The organism is Flavobacterium aeripolare (genome assembly GCF_013294025.1).
Classification (GTDB): domain Bacteria; phylum Bacteroidota; class Bacteroidia; order Flavobacteriales; family Flavobacteriaceae; genus Flavobacterium.
Genome location: NZ_JABSNL010000004.1, coordinates 152,955 through 171,331, shown reverse-complemented (window position 1 = coordinate 171,331; position 18,377 = coordinate 152,955). Strand labels below are relative to the sequence as shown.

General features: G+C 34.7%; 19 protein-coding genes. 9 read left to right on the top strand and 10 right to left on the bottom strand.

Features of this window, described 5'->3' with window-relative positions; all coding sequences use genetic code 11:
• Positions 1-34 precede the first annotated feature (34 nt).
• Positions 35-811 (top strand): glutamate racemase, encoded by a 777-nt coding sequence (gene murI / locus HNQ00_RS06700; RefSeq protein ID WP_173837550.1) that lies wholly within the window; start codon positions 35-37, stop codon positions 809-811.
• A gap of 1 nt (position 812) precedes the next feature.
• Here murI and HNQ00_RS06695 read toward each other — a convergent pair whose 3' ends face one another.
• Positions 813-2,048, bottom strand: a complete 1,236-nt coding sequence (locus HNQ00_RS06695) for an aromatic hydrocarbon degradation protein (RefSeq protein WP_173837549.1) — start codon at positions 2,046-2,048, stop codon at positions 813-815.
• Positions 2,049-3,371, bottom strand: a complete 1,323-nt coding sequence (locus tag HNQ00_RS06690) for a DUF4270 family protein (RefSeq protein ID WP_173837548.1) — start codon at positions 3,369-3,371, stop codon at positions 2,049-2,051.
• Positions 3,372-3,735: 364 nt separating this feature from the next.
• Between HNQ00_RS06690 and HNQ00_RS06685 the strand changes: the two genes are divergently transcribed.
• Genes HNQ00_RS06685 through HNQ00_RS06670 form a run of 4 tightly spaced genes read left to right on the top strand, consistent with a single transcriptional unit; the run spans position 3,736 to position 6,909 of the window.
• Entirely contained in the window at positions 3,736-4,728 is a 993-nt protein-coding gene (locus tag HNQ00_RS06685; RefSeq protein ID WP_173837547.1) for a Kelch repeat-containing protein, read from the top strand.
• Entirely contained in the window at positions 4,712-5,074 is a 363-nt protein-coding gene (locus HNQ00_RS06680) for a DUF4907 domain-containing protein (protein WP_173837546.1), read from the top strand. The genes HNQ00_RS06685 and HNQ00_RS06680 overlap by 17 nt, the downstream gene beginning before the upstream one ends.
• Positions 5,074-6,162, top strand: coding sequence for a sensor histidine kinase (locus HNQ00_RS06675; RefSeq protein WP_173837545.1), 1,089 nt, complete (start codon positions 5,074-5,076; stop codon positions 6,160-6,162). Before HNQ00_RS06680 ends, HNQ00_RS06675 begins: the two co-directional genes overlap by 1 nt.
• 33 nt (positions 6,163-6,195) lie before the next feature.
• Positions 6,196-6,909 (top strand): LytR/AlgR family response regulator transcription factor, encoded by a 714-nt coding sequence (locus tag HNQ00_RS06670; protein WP_173837544.1) that lies wholly within the window; start codon positions 6,196-6,198, stop codon positions 6,907-6,909.
• Between the two features lie 13 nt (positions 6,910-6,922).
• Here the strand turns inward: HNQ00_RS06670 and HNQ00_RS06665 are convergent, their stop codons facing one another.
• A complete protein-coding gene (locus HNQ00_RS06665) occupies positions 6,923-7,441 on the bottom strand; it encodes a gamma carbonic anhydrase family protein (RefSeq protein WP_173837543.1) in 519 nt (172 codons plus the stop codon).
• Between the two features lie 222 nt (positions 7,442-7,663).
• Between HNQ00_RS06665 and HNQ00_RS06660 the strand changes: the two genes are divergently transcribed.
• From HNQ00_RS06660 to HNQ00_RS06645, 4 genes are all read left to right on the top strand, one after another.
• Complete coding sequence (locus HNQ00_RS06660) at positions 7,664-8,563, top strand: NifU family protein (RefSeq protein ID WP_173837542.1); 900 nt, start codon at positions 7,664-7,666, stop codon at positions 8,561-8,563.
• 116 nt (positions 8,564-8,679) lie between these two features.
• Positions 8,680-8,880 (top strand): dodecin family protein, encoded by a 201-nt coding sequence (locus HNQ00_RS06655; RefSeq protein WP_173837541.1) that lies wholly within the window; start codon positions 8,680-8,682, stop codon positions 8,878-8,880.
• Between the two features lie 162 nt (positions 8,881-9,042).
• Positions 9,043-9,453: a YtxH domain-containing protein gene (locus HNQ00_RS06650; protein ID WP_173837540.1), complete on the top strand. Its 411-nt coding sequence runs from the start codon at positions 9,043-9,045 to the stop codon at positions 9,451-9,453.
• Between the two features lie 103 nt (positions 9,454-9,556).
• Positions 9,557-10,390, top strand: coding sequence for a mechanosensitive ion channel family protein (locus HNQ00_RS06645; protein ID WP_173837539.1), 834 nt, complete (start codon positions 9,557-9,559; stop codon positions 10,388-10,390).
• On the opposite strand, the gene tsaB is transcribed toward HNQ00_RS06645, so the two are convergent.
• The 7 genes from tsaB to HNQ00_RS06610 form a co-directional block, all read right to left on the bottom strand.
• Positions 10,391-11,062, bottom strand: coding sequence for a tRNA (adenosine(37)-N6)-threonylcarbamoyltransferase complex dimerization subunit type 1 TsaB (gene tsaB / locus HNQ00_RS06640; protein ID WP_173837538.1), 672 nt, complete (start codon positions 11,060-11,062; stop codon positions 10,391-10,393).
• 133 nt (positions 11,063-11,195) lie between these two features.
• The gene (locus HNQ00_RS06635) at positions 11,196-12,491 is read right to left on the bottom strand and encodes an efflux RND transporter periplasmic adaptor subunit (protein ID WP_173837537.1); all 1,296 of its coding nucleotides are present in this window, start codon (positions 12,489-12,491) and stop codon (positions 11,196-11,198) included.
• Positions 12,492-12,497: 6 nt separating this feature from the next.
• A complete protein-coding gene (locus tag HNQ00_RS06630; protein WP_173837536.1) occupies positions 12,498-13,868 on the bottom strand; it encodes a TolC family protein in 1,371 nt (456 codons plus the stop codon).
• 80 nt (positions 13,869-13,948) lie between these two features.
• A complete protein-coding gene (locus HNQ00_RS06625; RefSeq protein WP_173837647.1) occupies positions 13,949-15,064 on the bottom strand; it encodes an efflux RND transporter periplasmic adaptor subunit in 1,116 nt (371 codons plus the stop codon).
• Between the two features lie 35 nt (positions 15,065-15,099).
• Positions 15,100-16,368 carry an ABC transporter permease gene (locus HNQ00_RS06620; protein ID WP_173837535.1) on the bottom strand — a complete coding sequence of 423 codons (1,269 nt, stop codon included), beginning with the start codon at positions 16,366-16,368 and terminating at the stop codon, positions 15,100-15,102.
• A 2-nt stretch (positions 16,369-16,370) separates the two neighbouring features.
• Entirely contained in the window at positions 16,371-17,615 is a 1,245-nt protein-coding gene (locus tag HNQ00_RS06615; RefSeq protein WP_173837534.1) for an ABC transporter permease, read from the bottom strand.
• Positions 17,608-18,309, bottom strand: coding sequence for an ABC transporter ATP-binding protein (locus tag HNQ00_RS06610; protein ID WP_173837533.1), 702 nt, complete (start codon positions 18,307-18,309; stop codon positions 17,608-17,610). The genes HNQ00_RS06615 and HNQ00_RS06610 overlap by 8 nt, the downstream gene beginning before the upstream one ends.
• Between the last annotated feature and the right edge of the window lie 68 nt (positions 18,310-18,377).

Genomic DNA, 18,377 nt, shown 5'->3' with positions numbered 1-18,377 from the left:
GGAATTTTAAAAAAGAGCAGCTAACTTTGTTATAATGAACAACGACAAACCCATAGGTATATTTGACTCTGGCATTGGAGGTACTTCCATCTGGAAGGAGATTCATCAGTTACTGCCTGGTGAAGAAACAATTTATTTAGCCGATAGTAAAAACGCGCCGTACGGCCAAAAGTCTAAGGAAGAAATTGTTGCTTTAAGTATCAAAAACACCAAGCTTTTACTAGAAATGAATTGCAAGCTGATTGTAGTTGCTTGTAACACCGCTACTACTAATGCAATTGAAGAATTACGTAGCAATTACCTGGTACCGTTCATAGGTATTGAGCCAGCGATTAAACCCGCAGCCTTATATTCAAAGACACAAACAATAGGGATATTAGCAACAAAGGGAACCTTGAGTAGCGCGCTGTTTGCTTCAGCGATACAAAAATATAGCAACACAAAGATTATCGAGCAAGTAGGACACGGTTTAGTACAACTCATTGAAGCAGGCAAAATTAATTCGCCTGAGATGCACGCATTACTACTATCGTATATCCAACCCATGATTGCCGAGAATATTGATTATTTAGTACTAGGATGCAGTCATTACCCCTACCTCATACCTCAAATTAGAAAGATGTTACCAGATCACATTAAAATAATTGATTCTGGAGAAGCTGTTGCCAAACAAACAAAAAACTTGTTAGCTGACAACATTGGCTTCAATAGTACAAAATCTAGGAAAGCAATATTCTATTCGAATACAGAGGCTACCGTTTTAAAAGGAATTTTAGGCACTGACTATCCTGTTATAGAAAAGGATTTCTAATTTAATCGAATTTTCGCTTGACGAACCATATCGCATCTAAACTTAAATTAAGTGATAATTTATGGTAGTTTTCTTTAATTAACCCATCACCAATGCTTCCTTTTTGTCCGTACGAATAGCTAACATTTAATGCCGTTCCTGAATTTTCTAAAGGCAATGAAAGTCCTAACGATAACGATACATTTTTAACACGATTGCTATCTATCTCTAGATATCCCGTATCATAGTTAAAACCCGTTGAATATTTTATTCGATCAAAATACGATCTAATTGCTGAAGGCTTGCTATAAGACAAACCTACTGCAAACTTATCTTGATCAATGTAATCACCATAAATAGTAGACTGATTAGTGCTATTCCAAAATCGGCGCTCATAGTCAACAGTAAGATTAATATTGTTTTTGAAAACTTTACTAATTCCAAAAGCTGCTTCAAATGGCATATAATAACTGTCAACATCTGATGTGACTTCAGATTCAATTGTACTACTTCCTGAAATATTTATAGTACTTAGATTACCCACTTGCGTCCCATTGATTTTTGTAGGCAACTTCAAAGTCGAACCAATAGTCAATGTCGAATCAACAACATATTGTCCACCAACAGACAAGCGTGCGCCCGAATAATTAGTAGTCTTATAGCTGTTAGTAATCGAATTTCCAATGGTGAACGTTTTGTCGTCAGTAGTATTACCGAACAAAACCGAAGCAGAAACTCCTAGTGATAATTTTTTAGAAAATTTTCGACCATACGAAATATCTACATCGTTAAGCCCACCTGTACCAGTAGCGTCTAAAATGTAATCACTATCACTATCGATAATAGGCAGGGATAAGTTAGAAATAGTATACGCACTACTTGAATATGGTTTTAGCGCAAAACTAAAAGCCGCTTTATCACTTAGAGGAAATGCGATCGCTAAATGAGAAAACTGAACATTATTACGGCTTTCTTTATTAGCGCTATTTTCGTAACTAGTTAGAATTGCCTTCCCTCCTACGTCAAATAAAAAGTGATTTAAATTCATAAACCCTAAGGAAGCAGGATTCAAATTATTTATAAATTGTGTAGACGGCAACGCAATTCCTGACGAACCTATTCCAGGAATCCCTCCAAAATCGGCATCATAAACTGTACCTAAACCATAAAGAGAATAAGGCGAACTAGAAATACTTTGACCAAAGGATTGTAAACTAAAGAGAACAAAAAACACTAAAACTGCTATGCTATTTTTCATCTAATAAGAAATATAATAAATTTTCATTTTTAAGTTGTTGGAAGAAGCATTCTGGTCAGCCAGAACCAATCTATCAACTGTTTTTGATACATTAGGCGAAGCCAGAATCAAGGAGTAGCGAGCATCAGAGGCTTTAATCATTTCTGATTGCAAGAACGATCCTATCGAAAGTGTATAAGCAGTGCTCTCATTAAATTCGTCGGCGCTTTGATTTAAAAGAGCATAAATAGGCTCTCCAGCAGCATTTGTAAGCAAACCTTTTACTCTATTAAGGTCATCTGCTACGTAAACTAGCAGTGATTCAGGCAATGGATACTTACTAGAAAATGTACCGTTAACTGGTTTAATCGATAATTGCGCATCTACAATAGCACCTTTATCAAAGGCAAATTTAAGTTGCTTTATATTAGGGAAATCAATTCTACAAGAAACACCACTCCCTGATTGTATGAAACTTTGGTTAGCGGTTTTTGTACTAACTAATTTACTTGTTGCAATGGGCAGATCTTCAATCACAGTACCAGCTCTATCTGTCGTAACAGCATTGAACTGCTTGCTTGTATCGTAAATTCCGAAATTTAATATATAAGACGTTTCGCTACTAGACAAATATTTAGAATAGTACAAACGGAGTTCGCTTGATAAATCAAATCCTAGAACAGCGGAGCTATTATCACTGTCGGCAGTGACAACAAATCCTTTTAAGTATTCGACAAACTCATCTGAATTAGCGATTTCATTCTTTTTTATTTTTTGGAAGAGCTCGTTTCCAAAATCATCACTTAGCACCACACTCACTGAATCGGTACTTAGTGGCTTGGGTTTAAAACTAATGCTTCCTAAACTCGCGCTCTGATAACTTAACTTAGAGTCATTGTGAAAAGTATTATCTTCTAAGCTAGTCTTAATTTGCTCTGTTACTTTATGAATATTGAATGTATACGTTTTAGTCGTATCTCCATAATAGTATTTGTCTAATTTCATAACCATTCGAATAGAATCAAATACATAATTTGTGCTCTCAGTATCGGTATTATCATTGTATAAAGAATAGTTAGTACCATACAACTGAAAGTAACTATCTGATTTTATTTTACCAAAAATAGGATCATTATAGGCACCCACTAAAATCCTACTCTGACTTGATGTAACTAGCGAATCTAACTTAACTGTTGATAGCGCTACAGTAACCGTGTCAATTTGAATAACATTATTATTGAGTGCTAAGTAATCAGCACCTACCACAAATTCTCCCGTATCAACATCAGAATTGCAGGAAGTGATGACCACGCTTAAAAATAGGAAACAAATAAACTTGTACATAAACGTTTTTGAACAAATATATATGTCCATTACGGCAACCAAATTATAAGTTATACCAACAAGCATATTTTATCTATTGAGAGTCATTATCTAACGACGAGGTCAACTTAGATAATGGTGGTAGCATTCATCTATTTTAACGACAATTTCGTCTATACAATCAGCGCATCTATATATATTCTTTTTTTAGAATACTTATTGCAGTTATTTTTGAAACTGCAAGTTCATTTTGACTGAGAAAACACTGCTTTATAAGAGCAACTAGCAGCTTATAAAACGTCTCAATACCTTGCAAACAACCTAATACTAAAACCACTCTTTTTTAAGTGGATTCAAAATATAACTTATAATAAAAATGATGAATATGAATATATTAAAGAAAGGATTGCTGTTTACTACACTTTTTATCAGTATTGCCTTTGTAGGTTGCAGCAATGATGACGATGAGGATGCTTTAGGAAACTGGATCAAAAGATCGTCATTTGACGGGCCAGCGCGTTCAAGTGCTACTAATTTTGTTATTGGGTCGTATGCCTTTATTGCTACCGGCTATACCGGAGACCAATATTTAACTGACTTATGGGCATACAATTCTGATGGAGATTTCTGGGAGCAAAAAGCAGATTTTACTGGAGTAGCTAGAAGCGCAGCATCATCATTTGAACTTAATGGAAAAGGATATGTAGGATTAGGTTATGATGGTACAAATAAATTACGTGACTTTTATCAATACGATCCTAATAGCAATACTTGGACACAAAAAACGGACTTTGCAGGAACGGGTCGTTATTCTGCTATAGGTTTTCAAGTGGGCGGTAAAGCTTATTTTGGAACTGGATACGACGGAAATTATCTTAAAGATTTTTATCAGTACGACGACACTGCAAACAACTGGTCACTAGTTACCGGTTTTGGAGGTAATAAACGTCGTAACGCTACTGTATTTGTAATCGATGATAAAGCCTATATTGGAACAGGAATCAACAACGGAGTGTACCAAGTAGATTTTTGGGAATTCGATCCAAGTACCGATGTTTGGACTAAAAAAAGAGATCTTGATGATGAAGAAGATGATCACGATACCTATTTAATCACAAGAGCTAATGCTGTAGGTTTCTCTATGAATGGTTTAGGATATATCGCTTGTGGCGAAAGCTCAAAATCGATTTGGGAATACAACCCATCAACTGATTTATGGAATGAAAAAACACCGCTTGAAGGTTCTGCAAGAACAGATGCTTCTGGGTTTGCAATTAATCAACGTGGTTTTGTAATACTGGGTAGAGCTGGTTCAGCATACTATGATGATGTATGGGAATTTAAACCATTAGAAGAACAAAATGATGATGACAACTAAAAATACAACAAAAAACTTCTGGTCTATTGATCAGGAGTTTTTCTCTATTAAAATAGTAATACAATCGCTATTCTTGTTTGTAAGCATGATTTGTTTATCTTGCAATAACAATCGCAGCTTTGCACTAGATACCATCAAAGTAGAAAACGGTTGGGGATACACAATCAAGCAAGATAATAAGATTATAATAAAGCAATCTGTCATTCCTGTTATCACAAATAACCATAGTTTTAAATCTGAAAATGATGCCAAAAAAGTGGGAAACCTCGTGATGCATAGATTACAACAAAATAGTTCACCTACGGTAACTCAAGATGATTTGAATACCCTAGCAATTCAATTTTAATGACGATCGATAAATTAAAAAGCACTTTCTCAAGCAGGCTAATTACGCATAGTATTCTATGGGCACTTGTTGTTTTAATTGCCTTGTTGCCAAATTATGAAAACAATAAATTTGGTGATATTAATTTCTATATGAAATGGGCTCTAGGGATTATGCTTTTTTATGGGAACTACTATTATCTCGTCCCACAATTATTATTACAAAAGAAAACCGCCATATACCTTTTTATCATTGCTGTATTAATGTGCCTTCTAGTATTAATTAACATCAATTACTTAAGTCCAGAATTCAAGAATGAGATGCCTAGGGAAATGATGGAGGCAGTAAGAAATAGAGTCGCACAAAGCTCAGGCATTAGAAGAAAGCCTCCCGTTTTCTTTAAAGTGATTCCGTCATTATTTTACGTTTTTATTTTGGCGGCAAGCACCGTAATTAGAACGTTAGCCGAGTTTCATATCAACGAGCAAAATAAAATCTTAGCTGAATCTAATCGCAATGCTACCGAGTTAAATTACTTGCGCAAACAAACAAATCCTCATTTTTTATTTAATGCTTTAAACAGTATTTACTCTCTGGCTTATAAAAAATCAGATTTGGTTCCAGACGCCATTGTAACCTTATCAGAAATGATGCGTTACATGCTTTATGAAACAGACAATCAAACCGTTTCTTTAGAAAAAGAGATTAATTATCTCCAGAATTATATTGCACTTCAAAAGCTTCGTCTCAATAACATCGAGAACATTTTTATCAATGTTCATGGCAATACTAGAGAAAAATACATTGAACCCTTACTCCTAATTTCGTTTGTGGAAAACGCTTTTAAGTACGGGACTGATTACAAAGGAGTAGCCTACGTAAAAATCAAAATCGTAATCGAAAACGACACACTAGATTTTTTTATCGAAAATAAAATACAAGATTACAGTAAGGATCCAGACAACTCTGGGATAGGGATGAACAACATACAAAGCAGACTAAACCTACTATACCCTAACACCCACGAATTAATAGTAACGGAGACTAAAACCCATTACAGCGCAAACCTAAAATTAAAACTCGACACCACAAAAAAGCCCATTGTTTAAATACCTTATCTTTACCCAAATAAAACTATAAAAATGAAATGTGTAATAATTGATGACGAACCGCTAGCAGTTGATTTGATAAAAGAATTTGTCAGCAAAGTCGAAGCACTTGATCTTGTTTATACGTTTAATAATGCTATAGATGCCATTGCTGTGATTAATCAAAATCCTGTAGATTTGATTTTTCTGGATATCGAGATGCCCCATTTTTCAGGAATCGACTTTTTGAATGCTATCGATAAAAAGCCACTAATTATTTTTACAACTGCTTATGAAAATTATGCAGTAGAAGGATTTAATCTAGGAGCTGTCGACTACCTCGTAAAACCCATACCCTTTAACCGTTTTTTAAAAGCAGTCACACGTGCTCAGCAATTATTTAATCCCGTAGCAACAGTTGTAAATACCACCAATCTCGCAACTGTAGAGACATCACATGATTTTATGTTTGTAAGAGCAGAGTATGAAAATGTAAAACTAAACTACTGTGATATTTTATATATCGAAGGCTTAAAAGACTATGTAAAAATTTACACTACAGATAATAAATACGTTTTAACGCTGATTAGTTTAATAAAATTAGACGCACAACTTGCTTCAAAAGGTTTTTCAAGAATACACCGTTCTTACATTATCAATATTAAGCACGTTACATCGATTCAAAAAAACAAAGTAATCATCGCCGAAAAGCGAATTCCTATTAGTGAGAGTTATAAGAATTCCTTTTTCGAAAAAATAAAACTGTAATTTAAAGTAGTACTTATTCGCCTTCTTTAAACCAGCTAGAGTACATCACATAGTTATCTGATATTCTAGCGATCTCTCCAGCAAAATTAGATTGATCAATATCTTTTACTTTTTTTGCGGGCACACCGGCCCATATGCTTCCTGACGTTATTACCGTGTTTTGAGTAACAACGGCACCAGCAGCCACAATCGAGTTGCTTTCGACCACGCAATTATCCATCACAATCGCTCCCATGCCTATTAAAACATTGTCATGAATAGTACAGCCATGAACGATTGCATTGTGACCTATAGAAACGTTACTCCCTACAATTGTGGGATGTTTTTTGTAAGTACAGTGAATTACTGCACCATCTTGTATGTTTACTTTATCTCCAAAACTGATAAAATTAACATCGCCTCTTATCACTGCATTAAACCACACACTACATGATTTACCAAAAGTAACTTCTCCTATTATGGTGGCATTTTCTGCTACATAGCAATCTTCGGGAATTACGGGCGTTTTACCGTTTACGGTTTTTATAAGCATGATTAAAATGATTTAAGAAGTAGTAAGATAGTATGTTTTTTATTCGAATAAAACGAAATCTAAATAGCAGTTTGAAACTTAAAATAAGGCTTTTTATCGAAAGTAAAGTAGCTCAAGACAAGTACCAAATGTGAAAAATAGTTAATTTATTCATTTATATATCAAATATAGCTATTGGTAGAAAATAACTTCACTAAATTTGTAAAAATTTACAATAACGTCATGACAAAGATCACCATAAAGGAAACTCAAAATCCTACTATATTAAAATTTGAGCTAGAAGATTTTATCACTAAAAACGAAAGTTACGAATTCAAAAATATTGATGAAGCTAAAGGATCACCATTAGCTCAAAAATTATTTTACTTACCATTTGTGAAAACAGTATATATCTCAGGAAATTTTATTGCTGTAGAAAAATACAGTATTGTAGAATGGGACGATGTAAAGGAGGCTGTAGCAGAGCAAATAGAAACATTTCTTAACGACGGTGGAATAGTAATTAACGTTGATGAGAATAAGGTTAAGAAACAACCTATCACTGTTTATGGAGAAACTACTCCTAATCCATCTGCCTTGAAATTTGTAGTTAGTCGTATGTTGACAAAAAACGCAATTGAATTCAAGAATATCGATCAAACAGGACCATCTCCTTTAGCTAAAGAATTATTTAAGTTCCCTTATGTGAAAGAAATTTTCATTGATGAGAACTATATTTCGGTTACAAAATACGAAGTAAATAACTGGGAAGAGATTACTTTAGAATTAAGAAGCTTTATCAAGCAATACATCGAGAACGGTGGTACAGTACTAGATGAGAGTTTAGTTAAACCAACTGCTGTAGAAGAAAAAACTAAAGACGAGAAATTTGATTCGCTAGATGAAACATCTCAAAAAATCATCAACATTCTTGAAGAATATGTAAAACCTGCTGTAGCTGCAGATGGTGGAAACATTGCTTTTGACTCATTTGACGAAACAACAAAAACAGTAAAAGTAGTGTTGCAAGGAGCTTGTAGTGGTTGCCCATCGTCTACCTTCACATTAAAAAGCGGAATCGAAAACATGTTAAAAAGCATGTTAAATGATGAAAAAATCAATGTAGAAGCTTTAAACGCTTAAACTTATATTTAGAAAACACCTCATTAGCAAGCATATAACTTTATAATTAGTGTTTTTAATTTTGATAATTGTACGAAAATTTGTAATTTTAGTTTTTAACCATATAAACCAAAATTATGTCTGTATTAAAAGTTATCGAAGTATTATCAGGATCTACTAAAAGCTGGGAAGACGCTACACAACAAGCTGTAATGAAAGCGGCAAAATCAGTAAAGAATATTAGATCTGTTTATGTGCAAGAACAAAGCGCAACAGTGAAAGATGATAAGGTTGCCGAGTTTAGAGTGAATGTAAAAATCACTTTTGAAATAGAGTAATTTAAAAAATATGCATAGTAAGGCGCTTCAATCGAAGCGCCTTTTTTTATACCTCATCACAACACTTAATTTACTGAAATACAATTAAATAATAAAGGCACTGATATAAAAAATTAAAAAAATGCTTATCATTGTAATCTAATCTAAACAAACTAGCAAACCATGGGAGTATCTTCATTTTTCAAAAATCTATTTGGCGCAGCCAAAGAATCTACAACAGCATTTTCAGATAAGGCCGAATCATTTACTGAAGGAGCTATAGCAAAGGCAAAAGAAACCGCTACTGAACTTGCTGACAAAGCCGAAAGCGCTTACGAAGATGCAAAAGTTGCTGCAGCGCCACTACTAGACAAAGCAGATGATTTTGCTGACAAAGCAAAAGAAACCTTAGGAGAATACTCCGATAAAGCTGCTGATGCTCTTGAACAAACAGTAAATACCGTTAAAGAGAAAACTAAAACTGCTATGGATAAGGTAGAAGACTTTGCAGAAGATACTAAAGAAGCTATCGAAGACAAAATTGACAGTTTTAAGGAGGGCAACGTGCTACCTGAAAAGAAAATCGAATCATAACACCCCAACAATAAAAAATTGTTCACCAATAAAACAATAAAGTTGTATTTTTGTAAACAAACATGAACCTTCTCTATTGAGAGGGTTTTTTATTAGTACAAAAATGGCGATCAAAGGCAATATAGCAGTAAGTTACATCGATATTTATTTTAAAGAATTTATTGCGTATTCTCCGCGATTAATATCTGCATTTGTTATCCTTTTTATAGGCTTGTATGCCATAAGAATCATAAACAGATTGATTAGAAAAATCATGGTAAAACGTGATTTAGATCCTACTCTCACAAAGTTCCTGGCTGACATATTGTTATGGGCTTTACGAATTTTATTATTTGTAACCTTCATCTCTAAACTGGGTATTGAAACTTCATCGTTTGTAGCCATTTTAGGAGCGATGGGGCTAGCGATAGGATTGTCGTTGCAAGGGTCTCTATCTAATTTTGCGGGAGGAATGTTGATTATACTATTTAAACCCTTTAAAGTAGGACATACGATAGAAGCGCAAGGTGTTATCGCTACTGTATGCGAAATACAAATTTTTGTAACTAAGTTAATAACTGCAAACAATCAAACGGTATTTGTTCCCAATGGTATTTTGTCAAACGGGATCATTACCAATTATTCTTTATTAAAATACCGTCGAGCAGATTTGAGTTTTTCTATATCCTATGATGCAAATATCAAGATAGCTAAGGACCTAATCCTTGATATTTTGAACAATAACCCAAAAATCCTGCAAACCCCTAAACCGGAAGTATTCGTTAAAAACTTGACAGATAGTGCTATCATATTAGCCGTGAGACCATGGGCAAATAACGAGGATTATGGAGTAGTTTTTACCCAAACATTAGAAGATTGTAAAGATGCTTTTGACAAAGCGGGAATCGCTATTCAGCCCTATGTGAAAGAATTATCTCAAAGCAATTCAGCGAAATAATTACTGTTTTTTAGGAGCAGTAATCATAAAATCTTTTAGATAAAAAGGTTCAAAGTAAGCAACGTCTACAGTATCATTATTTTCAAATTTTACTTGACTTAACTTTGCCATTTCTCTAGCAGATGGATATTTAACGGTATCTAAAAATGTAAAATTTTCTTTAGTTAATACTGTTTTACATTTTTCATTGCAATCACCTACAAAATATATTTTCTCACTGATAACGTTAAACGAATCTTCGGTGATAACTTCTGCCTCAACTTTACGTTGCAATGAACCGTCATGAGAGAATATGGCGCTATACACTTCCATTCTTCGAGCATCAATCATTGGGATTACTATACCATCGTTTACATTTGCTTGTGCAGCTAGTGACGCTAGCGTATCTACAGCAATCAAAGGTATCGACAAAGCATAACAAAGCCCCTTTGCCGCCGAGACACCTATGCGCAGCCCTGTATAACTACCTGGACCTTGACTAATGGCAACAGCTGCTAAATCATTGTAAGTAATACCCACAGCTTGCAAACTTTCCTCAATGAACACATGTAAGCGCTCTGCATGAGAATAACCTTCCTCAGCAATTTCTTTACAAATTAATACTTGACCATCTTTTGCGATTGCAACAGAGCAGTTTTTTGTTGCCGTTTCAATATTTAAAATGTATTCCATAATAGAAGAATTGTAATCGATGTTTAGAACTGCAAAGGACGTTAAAAAGGCTTTAATAAGCAATTAGATACTAAAACAAATAGCCGCTTAATACAATGATTAAGCGGCTATTTTTAGTATTTAAATAGAAATGTTATTTCTTTTTATTCTTGCTTTCGTCTTTTAAACTTACTTTATCTCCAGAGTTAAGTTCTTTTGTAACCGTAGAATATGGTCCTGTTATGACAACATCGCCTTTTTTAAGTCCTGATAAGATTTCAATATTAGTATCATCTTGAATTCCGGTTTTGATAACGCGAATCTTTGCTTTGTCACCTACTTTAACAAACACACATTCAAACTTTTTATCGCTCTTTGCTTTGACTTCTTTTTCTTCATCAGTATCTACTAATGCAATTGCTGAAACCGCTGTGGTATCTGATTTGATCACTACAGAACTAATAGGCACATTAATTACATTTGCTTTAGTTTTAGTCATAATATCAACCGTTGCAGTCATCCCTGGTCTAAAAGGAGAATAAGCAGCTGGCTTACCTTCTAATAAATCCTGGTATGATTCTTTTACAATTCTTACTTTCACTTTAAAGTTAGTTACTTGATCAGCAGTCAAAGCGCTACTCGCTGAGTTTGAAATACTAGTTACCACACCTTTAAACTTCTTTTTTAGGTAAGCATCTACTTCAACATTAGCCTCATCACCTACTTTTATTTTAACAATATCATTTTCATTGACATCTACTTCTACTTCCATATTATTTAGGTTAGCCACTCTTAACAGTTCAGTACCTGTCATTTGTTGTGTCCCTAAAACACGCTCACCCAACTCCACATTAAGCATTGAAACAGTACCGTCAGCAGGAGCATAAATAATTGTTCGTCCCAAGTTGTCCTTTGCTTCACTTACAGATGCAGAAGCACTTTGAACATTAAAATAAGCCGATTGCTTCGTTGCTTTAGCTACTTCGTAAGAAGAAATTGCCTTATCCCAATCAGACTTAGATATAATCCCTTTTTGAAACAAGGTTTTATTTCGATCATAACTAGACTTAGCCTCATTAAACTGCGCATCTGCTTGTGTTAGACCTGCCTTAGATCCAGATAAACCAGCAATTGTTCTATTCAAACTTGAAGTATATAAATCTGGATTTATTTTTACTAATAATTCCCCTTTTTTAACTACCTGTCCTTCTTTTATGGGTAACGAAATAATTTCACCAGAAACCATTGACGAAATTTTAACCTCTATTTCAGGTTGGATTTTTCCAGTTGCAGATACTGTTTCGATAATAGTAGCGCTATTAACAGTAGCGATTTCCACCTCTATTCCTTCATCTTTGTTACCTATAACACCTGCTTTTGACAATGCGATTAATGCAACAATAACTAGGATAGCTCCCCCAACAATATAATAAATTGTTTTCTTTGACATAATGAATTAGTTTTTAATGATAGGAATTCCAAAATAGAATTCTAATATTTTGATTTTGAATATATAATCGTATTTGCTTCTAAGTAGTTCTGATTGTGCGTTTGAAAATAACGTTTGTGACTGGTTTAAATCAAATGAGTTCATCAAACCTACATCAAATTTTTCCTTAGCATAATCATAAGATTGTTCTCTAGCTTCTAGAGCGCTTACAGCAGACTCATATGATTTTAAAGCACCTTTAGCATCTGTAAAAGCGGTGTACACATTGCGCTGCAAATCTAAACTTTCTTGTTCTAAAGCTATTCTGGATTTCTCCAAATTTACCTTTGAACGTGCTACATTGTTCTTAGCCGAGAATCCGTTAAATATGGGAATACTCAATTGTAGTCCATAAGACTGTCCTTTATTATCACTAAATTGATCAAAAAATGGTGGTGCTGATTGCGTCCCTGTAAAATTTCCCGAAGCATCTCTAGCAGGAACATCGGCATAAGCTACCCTAGTATTAAAATTGTAAAAACCTTGTACTGTAGGTTGGTAAGCACCTCTTGCAATAGCAACATTTTTTTCAGCAACTTCAAGATTAACCTGTGCGATTTTTAATCCAGTACGCTCTTCTTTTGCCTTATTATAAATCACATTTACATCTTCTGCAAGAATATTATTTTCATCCTTAGCAGCAGTATCATCTGTAATAACAAATTTAGTAAAATCGTCTAATTGTAAGAGTTGCGCTAAACTTAATTTTGAAATCAGCAACGTATTTTCGGCTGCGATTACATTTTGATTATTTGTCGCTAGCGTGGCTTTGATATCAAATAAATCTCCTCTAGGAATCGTACCCGCATTCACTAGTTCTTGCGTGCGAGCTAACTGTTTCTCGTTAATATCCATCTGCTGGTGCTGCACCTTCAAATTTTCTTTATTAAAAAGTACTTGCAAGAATGCATTAGCAACATTAAGAGCAACATCTTCCTGCATTTTAGTCAATTGATATTGTGCTGCAATAAGGGAAAGTTTAGCTCTCCTCATTGTATTTTGGTTTTGCAAACCTTTGTAAATATCAACTCCTACAGAACCATTTAAAGAAGTAAACTGCGTTGTTTGATTTTGCAATAAACCAGTAGTGATGTTCTGGTTTAAACCAATGTTCCATGAATGCGAAGCCGAAGCATTTAAACTAGGCAGAAAGTTTCCTAACGCGCCTTTTTTATCAATCAAAGCCGACTCTGTTTCTAGAGCAGTAAGCTTAATCGAGATATTATGATCAACAGCATATTTAACACATTCCTCAAGCGTCCATTTTTTATCCTGCGCCGATGACGACAGGTTAAACGCGAAGAGCAATACTAAGGGTATCCAACTATTTTTTTTCATATTTTTTATATGGAAGTGTAACAAAGGTATTACACAAATTTAACATTTATCTACAAACTTAATTTCTTTTAATTGCTTTTTTATTTTTCGGTATCTTCTTCTTTAACACCTTGATTCCAAATCTTAATCTTATCTTTTGCGCTAATTCCGCTTAAAATTTGAACATAAATTCCGTCACTTACTCCTAGCACAAGGTTTTTTCGAACAAATTTTTGAGGACCATTTAAAACTTCGACAAAAGGCTTTTGAGTGTTCTTATCAAATTGAACTAAGCCTTCTTTGATAGCCAAGACTTTTTCAGCTTTTTCTAATATGATAGAAGCATTTGCACTCAAACCAGCTCGTATAAAAGTATCCTCTTTATTTTCGAGAGAAGCCTTTATTTCAAATTGTACTGCTCCGTTTTCCTTTACCCCTTTAGGAGCAATGTACTGTAATATGGCATCAAATTTTTTATTTTCGATTGCCCCCACTGTAATTTCGATAGGCAGTTTCTCTTTAATTTTACCCACTTCTGATTCGTCAATTTTACCCACAAAAATCATACGTCCTACATCAGCAACACTAGCAATTGTTGTCCCTTCATTAAAATTATTACTTTCAATTACTTGGTTTCCCACTTTTACGGGAACATCCAGCACCATTCCTGTGACTGTCGAACGGATTAATGTGTTTGCATAGCTTCCTAAACCAGACGTTGTCCCTGTTTTCACAATATCAAGCGTACGTCTAGAAGCACTATAATTTTGCTTAGCAGAACTGTAAGCTAGTTGTGCAGCATCAAAATCATTTGCCGAAATAACTCCTTTGTCAAAAAGCGTTTTTTGTCTTTTATATAATTTCTCTTGATTGTCTAATTCAATCTTTGCAGATTGTACTTGATTTTGAGTATTACTAACGTTTGATACACTAGCGACAACTTTAATCTTTGCAATTAAATCCCCTGCATTGATATGCTGTCCAGCTTTGATATACACCTCGTCTATTATCCCTGAAATATTTGGTTTGATAAGAACCTCTTCGTCAGGCACAATATTTCCGGTAGCTATTGTGTTTTTCACAATCGTTTTGGTCTCTGGTTTTTCAGTTTCAAATACCACGGGAGGCTCTTGATTTTTAGCATACAAATAGTACAGCGCACCAAAGAATGCAACAGCTATTAATACCAAGATTGTAATTGTTATTCCTTTTTTCATCATGTTTGATTTAATCGATTATTTTGATTGATTAATTATTCGGCTCTTAAAGCGTCGACTGGTTTAATATTTATTGCTGTTTGTGCAGGAATATATCCAGCCAATAATCCTGATCCTACTAATATAAATAAGGCTACAAATACCACCGTAAGATCAACACTAGGATTTGCAAACATCATGTCGCCACTAGGCATCGAATCTAGTACTATATTAACGATTACTACAACTCCTGTCGCCATAGCGATACCTAACATACCCGCAACAATGGTCAAGAAAATTGATTCTAATAAAATTTGTGAACGTATCATTGCAGGAGTCGCTCCCAGAGCTCGTCTAATACCTATTTCCTTAGTGCGTTCCTTTACTACAATCAACATAATGTTAGAAATACCAATTACTCCCGAGAGTAAAACCAATGTCCCTACAAAGTATGCGATCACTTTTAGAATAAGAAATAACCCTTGAACTTTACTAAATTGTTCGTATAAATCAAAATTCCCAATCGCACGATCATCCAAAGGGTCTATAGAGTGCCTGCTTTTCATGAACTCTAAAATCGCTGGTTTTAAAGCTGTTATAGAAGCATCATCTTTTGCTGTTATAGCCATCCACCCTACTACATCTACATAATCAAAAGCTTGTTGAAAAGTAGAAAAAGGCAAATAAATTCTCTTCTGTTGGCTCTCAGGATCTCCATTTACACGCGAAATAGATTTGTACACGCCAACCACAATAAAATTAACCCCGTTAACTTTTATATAGGTTCCTATAACATCTTCAGCCTTGTCATACAAATCTTTAATCACACCACTACCTATAACCGCGGTTTTACGTTTTAATAGTATGTCTTGCTGATTTATAAACCTTCCAGACACAATACGCATTTGTTCTTGAAACATTAATTCAGGACAGTCACCAAAAATGCTGTATGCTCCTGTTTTTGTACCTCTAATCACATTAGAAGACTGTGTATTATTTCCTCCTAGCTCGTTACGAGGAGATACATAAAGTAAATCAGGAAACTTCTCTTTAAGAGCAGCTACATCACTATTGTTGAATTCGTAATTGCGAAGACTAGGCAACCCTTTATACGGCTTAGAAGTAGTTTTACTCCACATGAACATGGTATTAGTCGCGATTCCGTCAAAACCTTTTTTAACACCATTCTCGAGACCTTTTCCGGCAGCAAGCAAAATCACTAGAATAAAGATCCCCCAGAAAACCCCAAAAGCGGTTAGCAGCGTTCTAAACGTATTCGCGGTAAGCGCCTCTATAATTTCGATCCATTTATCTCTATCAAACATAATTATTCGTCTCTTAATGCTACAATAGGTTTTATTTTTGCCGCTCTATAAGCTGGAAAAAATCCTGCTACTCCCCCCGCTACTACTAATAGCAGCACCGTACTTAACGCTACTCCAAAATCGACTTCTGGATTTAAAAAATAATCACTTTTTATTAATGGCCCTACAATTTCGAGTAGAAGCAAACTTGCTAACAAGCCTACAAAACCTGAAATAGTAGTTATAAAAATAGACTCATGTAAGATCATCACCACAATGGATACTGGAGAAGCTCCTAATGCTTTTCGAATACCAATCTCCTTTGTGCGTTCCTTTACAATGATGAGCATAATATTACTAACGCCAACGACTCCAGCGATTATAGTACAAATTCCCACCCACCAAAAAAACAAGCGGATGTAGAGATTTAAATCATAAAATTGTTTTGCATCCTCCACAGAATTATTAAATCCTATTCCACCATCATCATCTGGCGCTATCGAATTTTTACTCTTCAGCAACTGGCTAACACCTTCGGTAAATTTTACAGACTGTGCTAAAGCCTCCTCGTAGTCATCAGTCTTTTTTAGAGTGAAATCTAGGTTACTAATGTTATCTCCTATTCCGTACGCTTTTTGTGTGGTTGTAATAGGAATATATGCTCTGGTTTCCTCGCGCTCTCCAGCAGGATCAGTGAATACACCTACTATTTTAAAGTTTACATCGTTAATTACCAACTGTTCTCCAAGAGCAATCTCATCCTTAAACATGTTTTTCTTAAGTGTCATCCCTATCACAGCAACTTTTTCACTATTAACCAAGTCATTGTGATTGATGAATCGACCTTCGACTATCGAGGCGTTTTCAACTGCTAAATAATCTGGATTCACACCTACAAAACGATAATTCCCAGTTTCTTTGCCGTGACTCATGATACCAGACCAAAATATATAATTCGCCGATTTGATTTCCAGGTTTTCATTAAACTTTTGAACAGCCACATCGTAATCACTGTTTCTAAATTGGATTTCCCTCCCTGGATTTAAGCCTTTATATTCTTTAGTTGTTGTCCCTGACCAGAACGAAATCAGTCCCGAGGCATCATTTTCAAACTGCTTTGCAATTCCGTTTTGCAATCCTTTTCCAACACCTAGAAGAATTACCAAAATAAATATTCCAGAGGCCACAGAAACGCCCGTCAAGAAGGTGCGCAACTTATTTTTAGCAATTGCTTCAAATATCTCTTGCCATCTTTCTGCGTTAAACATAAGCTGAGGCTCTAACTTGTTCTACCATCACATCGTCAATGATTAATCCATCCTTTAAAACTACATTTCGCTTACACATAGCAGCAATATCTGGTTCATGTGTAACAATTAAAATGGTTTTACCTTCATCGTTTATCCCTTGTATTAGTTCCATCACCTCGTAGGAGGTTTTTGTGTCTAAGGCACCGGTAGGTTCATCAGCTAGTAATACTTTTGGGTTTGAAGCCAATGCTCTAGCGATGGCAACACGCTGTTTTTGTCCTCCTGAAAGTTCCGATGGTAAATGATGAGAATGTGTAGCCAAACCAACTTTGGACAAATATTTTAATGCTATTTCGTAGCGCTCTTTTCGTTTTATACCTTGATAGTACAAAGGCATAGCAACATTGTCTAAAGCACTTTTATAATTAATCAGATTGAATGATTGAAATACAAATCCTAAAAATTTATTGCGGTATCGAGAGGCTATTGTTTCGTTTAACTTTTTTATTGGAACATTATCTAAAATGTAACTTCCAGAATCAGCTTCATCTAGAATCCCTAAGATATTTAAGAGAGTAGACTTACCCGATCCAGACGAACCCATTATTGCCACTAGTTCTCCTTCTTGAATATTAAAATTGATTCCCTTGAGAACATGTAGCTCAGAGTTACCCATTTTATAGGACTTATGTAAATCTTTAATTTCGATCATAATTTAAATAATATAAAATGGCACTCCTATTATCAACTTATAGACACTTTTCAAAAAGCACCTCAGAA

Excerpts from the sequence above, each read along its gene's own strand:
- murI (WP_173837550.1), top strand. The coding sequence starts at position 35 with ATGAACAACGACAAACCCATAGGTATATTTGACTCTGGCATTGGAGGT.
- HNQ00_RS06695 (WP_173837549.1), bottom strand. The coding sequence starts at position 2,048 with ATGAAAAATAGCATAGCAGTTTTAGTGTTTTTTGTTCTCTTTAGTTTA.
- HNQ00_RS06690 (WP_173837548.1), bottom strand. The coding sequence starts at position 3,371 with ATGTACAAGTTTATTTGTTTCCTATTTTTAAGCGTGGTCATCACTTCC.
- HNQ00_RS06685 (WP_173837547.1), top strand. The coding sequence starts at position 3,736 with ATGAATATATTAAAGAAAGGATTGCTGTTTACTACACTTTTTATCAGT.
- HNQ00_RS06680 (WP_173837546.1), top strand. The coding sequence starts at position 4,712 with ATGATGATGACAACTAAAAATACAACAAAAAACTTCTGGTCTATTGAT.
- HNQ00_RS06675 (WP_173837545.1), top strand. The coding sequence starts at position 5,074 with ATGACGATCGATAAATTAAAAAGCACTTTCTCAAGCAGGCTAATTACG.
- HNQ00_RS06670 (WP_173837544.1), top strand. The coding sequence starts at position 6,196 with ATGAAATGTGTAATAATTGATGACGAACCGCTAGCAGTTGATTTGATA.
- HNQ00_RS06665 (WP_173837543.1), bottom strand. The coding sequence starts at position 7,441 with ATGCTTATAAAAACCGTAAACGGTAAAACGCCCGTAATTCCCGAAGAT.
- HNQ00_RS06660 (WP_173837542.1), top strand. The coding sequence starts at position 7,664 with ATGACAAAGATCACCATAAAGGAAACTCAAAATCCTACTATATTAAAA.
- HNQ00_RS06655 (WP_173837541.1), top strand. The coding sequence starts at position 8,680 with ATGTCTGTATTAAAAGTTATCGAAGTATTATCAGGATCTACTAAAAGC.
- HNQ00_RS06650 (WP_173837540.1), top strand. The coding sequence starts at position 9,043 with ATGGGAGTATCTTCATTTTTCAAAAATCTATTTGGCGCAGCCAAAGAA.
- HNQ00_RS06645 (WP_173837539.1), top strand. The coding sequence starts at position 9,557 with ATGGCGATCAAAGGCAATATAGCAGTAAGTTACATCGATATTTATTTT.
- tsaB (WP_173837538.1), bottom strand. The coding sequence starts at position 11,062 with ATGGAATACATTTTAAATATTGAAACGGCAACAAAAAACTGCTCTGTT.
- HNQ00_RS06635 (WP_173837537.1), bottom strand. The coding sequence starts at position 12,491 with ATGTCAAAGAAAACAATTTATTATATTGTTGGGGGAGCTATCCTAGTT.
- HNQ00_RS06630 (WP_173837536.1), bottom strand. The coding sequence starts at position 13,868 with ATGAAAAAAAATAGTTGGATACCCTTAGTATTGCTCTTCGCGTTTAAC.
- HNQ00_RS06625 (WP_173837647.1), bottom strand. The coding sequence starts at position 15,064 with ATGAAAAAAGGAATAACAATTACAATCTTGGTATTAATAGCTGTTGCA.
- HNQ00_RS06620 (WP_173837535.1), bottom strand. The coding sequence starts at position 16,368 with ATGTTTGATAGAGATAAATGGATCGAAATTATAGAGGCGCTTACCGCG.
- HNQ00_RS06615 (WP_173837534.1), bottom strand. The coding sequence starts at position 17,615 with ATGTTTAACGCAGAAAGATGGCAAGAGATATTTGAAGCAATTGCTAAA.
- HNQ00_RS06610 (WP_173837533.1), bottom strand. The coding sequence starts at position 18,309 with ATGATCGAAATTAAAGATTTACATAAGTCCTATAAAATGGGTAACTCT.